Below are 293 nucleotides of genomic sequence, written 5' to 3'. Positions count from 1 at the left end.
GGGCCCCTCGTCCAAACAGTGCTCTACCTCCAATAATCATCACTTGAGGCTAGCCCTAAAGCTATTTCGGAGAGAACCAGCTATCTCCAAGTTCGATTGGAATTTCTCCGCTACCCTCAGTTCATCCGCTCACTTTTCAACGTAAGTCGGTTCGGTCCTCCATTCAGTGTTACCTGAACTTCAACCTGACCAAGGGTAGATCACCTGGTTTCGGGTCTACGACCAAATACTCAACGCCCTATTCAGACTCGCTTTCGCTACGGCTCCACATTCGCTGCTTAACCTTGCATCAG

General features: G+C 49.8%; 1 rRNA gene. It reads right to left on the bottom strand.

Features of this window, described 5'->3' with window-relative positions:
• Positions 1-293: ribosomal RNA gene (locus tag HMPREF3264_RS12230) — 23S ribosomal RNA — on the bottom strand; the annotation flags it as partial.

Source organism: Staphylococcus sp. HMSC62A08 (assembly GCF_001839105.1).
In the GTDB taxonomy this organism is placed as follows: domain Bacteria; phylum Bacillota; class Bacilli; order Staphylococcales; family Staphylococcaceae; genus Staphylococcus; species Staphylococcus caprae.
This window is presented reverse-complemented; position numbering and strand designations above follow the sequence as displayed.